Annotated in this window: 3 protein-coding genes; all 3 read left to right on the top strand. The window is 63.0% G+C overall.

Going from position 1 to position 2,469, the window contains the following annotated elements; translation table 11 throughout:
• The first annotated feature begins 184 nt into the window (after positions 1 to 184).
• The 3 genes from EN969_RS26490 to EN969_RS26480 all read left to right on the top strand — a co-directional run bounded on the left by EN969_RS26490 (position 185) and on the right by EN969_RS26480 (position 2,446).
• Positions 185 to 628, top strand: coding sequence for an SRPBCC family protein (locus EN969_RS26490; RefSeq protein ID WP_013530517.1), 444 nt, complete (start codon positions 185 to 187; stop codon positions 626 to 628).
• A 152-nt stretch (positions 629 to 780) separates the two neighbouring features.
• Positions 781 to 1,929, top strand: a complete 1,149-nt coding sequence (locus EN969_RS26485; RefSeq protein WP_127419533.1) for an amidohydrolase — start codon at positions 781 to 783, stop codon at positions 1,927 to 1,929.
• A gap of 43 nt (positions 1,930 to 1,972) precedes the next feature.
• Positions 1,973 to 2,446 (top strand): VOC family protein, encoded by a 474-nt coding sequence (locus tag EN969_RS26480; RefSeq protein ID WP_027160885.1) that lies wholly within the window; start codon positions 1,973 to 1,975, stop codon positions 2,444 to 2,446.
• The last annotated feature ends 23 nt before the right edge of the window (positions 2,447 to 2,469 follow it).

Genomic DNA, 2,469 nt, shown 5'->3' with positions numbered 1-2,469 from the left:
CTCCGAAGCCGGTGCAGTTCATCCGCCGTCTCGCCCGAGCTTCGTGTTGATAGCTCGGGGTCGAACGCATGTCCGCGGCGTAGGCAGGCCGCCTCCCGTCAAAAAATTCGCAAACCAATGTCGGACTGGCTAGGCTTCGTCCGTCCTTGGGGTATCGAACAGGCATTCATGAAAGGATCCAGCAATGCCCGGCACCGTACGTTTGCACCGCGTTCTGACGACCAGCCCTGAAAAGGTCTATCGCGCCTTCGTTGAAGCGGACGCGCTGGCCAAGTGGCTTCCGCCAAACGGCTTCACCTGCACGGTCCATAATTTCGAGGCAAAGGTCGGAGGCACGTTCAAGATGTCGTTCCGCAATTTCACCACCGGCGACAGCCACGCCTTCGGCGGCGAATACCTTGAACTCGTTCCGGGCGAGCGCCTGCTCTACACCGACAGGTTCGACGATCCCAACCTGCCCGGCGAGATACGGGTGACCGTGGTCTTGAAAAAAGTGTCGGTCGGCACTGAAATCGACATTACCCAGGCCGGCATTCCGGACGTCATTCCGGTCGAGGCCTGCTATCTCGGCTGGCAGGAATCGCTCAGAAATCTGGCAAAGCTCGTCGAGCCCGAGATCAATCAATAGGCTGCGGATGGCCGGGAGAACGGCCGTTTCTGGCCTGCCGAAGCCTGAAACTTGGACTGTGGCGGGAACTGCCCTTTGTCGCTAGCAATTCATCATTGCGGCACCCCTGTGCCTGGACGTGTCGATGAAGAATGCAGCGGAGGTTGAAAAGCATGACTCTGACCAACCGAGACATCGTCGAGTTGACGGCGTGGCGGCGCCAGCTGCACCAGTATCCGGAAATCTCGAATGAAGAGGAGAAGACGGCAAAGGAGGTCGTCGCCTTCCTCGCCGATACGGGGCCGGACAAGGTGCTGACACAGCTCGGCGGGCACGGCGTCGCGGTCACATATGACAGCGGCAAAGCAGGGCCGACGGTGCTGTTCCGTTCGGAACTCGATGCCTTGCCTATCGAAGAACTTTCAGGCGTGCCGCATGCGTCGCGCGTGCCGGGCAAGTCGCATATGTGCGGCCATGACGGACACACCGCCATCCTGGCATCCCTCGGCCGGCAGTTGGGGCGCGAGCGGCCTGCAAGCGGCCGCGTCGTGCTGATGTTCCAGCCGGCGGAGGAAACCGGCAATGGCGCAGCCGGCGTCGTTGCCGATCCCCGCTTCGGCGAGATCGCGCCGGATTTCGCTTTCTCGCTGCACAACCTGCCTGGCGTGCCGTTCGGCGAGGTGCGGCTCAAGCCCGGCGTGGTCAACTGTGCGTCACGCGGCATGCGCATCGTGCTGGAGGGCAAGACCGCCCATTCATCCATGCCGGAGACCGGCACCTCGCCGATGCTGGCGATCAGTGAGCTGATGCCGGCGCTGCCGGCGCTCGGGCGCGGAACCTTCGCCGACGACGACTCCTCCATGCTGACCGTCACCCATGCCGCGATGGGCGAGGCCGTGTTCGGCATCGCGCCGGCTCATGCGCAGGTCTGGGCAACGCTGCGCACCCGGCGTGACGAGCGCATGGCGAACCTTTGTGCTGCTGCCGAAGCACTGGTCGCCAGGATCGCCGGCGAGCATCGCCTTACCGCCCGCTGGGACTATCACGAGATCTTCGTCGCCAGCGTCAACGCGCCGGACGCGGTGGAGCATCTGCGGCGCGCGCTCGATGAAGAGGGCGTATCGCACGGCGAAGAGGCCCTGCCGATGCGCGCCTCGGAAGATTTCGGCCTGTTCGGCCATAGTGCCAAGTCGGCGATGTTCTTCCTCGGTGCGGGCGAGCGGCACCCCGCCTTGCACAATCCCGACTATGACTTTCCCGACGACCTGATCCCGATCGGGTCGAGGATCTTCATGCGCACGGCACGCAATCTCCTGGGTTGACCTCCGCCAACTCCAACGCCGAAAGGAACATGCAATGCCAAAGATACCGAAGAACACGATTTGCCTTTGGTTCGACAAGGACGCCGAGGCTGCGGCGCGCTTCTACGCAGAGACCTTTCCCGACACCAGCGTGGGCGCCGTTCACCGTGCGCCGAGCGATTTTCCGTCCGGCAAGAAAGGCGACGTGTTGACGGTCGAATTTACCGTCGCCGGCATTCCCTGCATCGGATTGAACGGCGGCTCCACATTCAAGCAGAACGAGGCCTTCTCGTTCCAGATCGCCACCGACGATCAGCAGGAAACCGACCGCTACTGGAATGCCATCGTCGGCAATGGCGGCCAGGAGAGCGTGTGCGGCTGGTGCAAGGACAAATGGGGCGTGTCTTGGCAAATCACGCCGCGCACGCTGACCGAGGCCATGGCGGCCGGCGGCGAGGAAGCCAAACGCGCCTTTGATGCGATGATGGAGATGACAAAGATCGACGTCGCGGCGATCGACGCAGCCCGGCGCGGCTGACCTCGATCGGGGCTGAGTTGCTA

Origin of the sequence: Mesorhizobium sp. M7A.F.Ca.CA.003.01.2.1 (genome assembly GCF_003998945.1) — a bacterium.
In the GTDB taxonomy this organism is placed as follows: Bacteria; Pseudomonadota; Alphaproteobacteria; order Rhizobiales; family Rhizobiaceae; genus Mesorhizobium; species Mesorhizobium ciceri.
The sequence above is the reverse complement of the archived record's forward strand: the minus strand, read 5'-3'. Positions and strand labels throughout refer to the sequence as shown.

What these genes read in the sequence shown, in the direction of transcription:
- EN969_RS26490 (WP_013530517.1), top strand. Translation starts at nt 185, where the DNA reads ATGCCCGGCACCGTACGTTTGCACCGCGTTCTGACGACCAGCCCTGAA.
- EN969_RS26485 (WP_127419533.1), top strand. Translation starts at nt 781, where the DNA reads ATGACTCTGACCAACCGAGACATCGTCGAGTTGACGGCGTGGCGGCGC.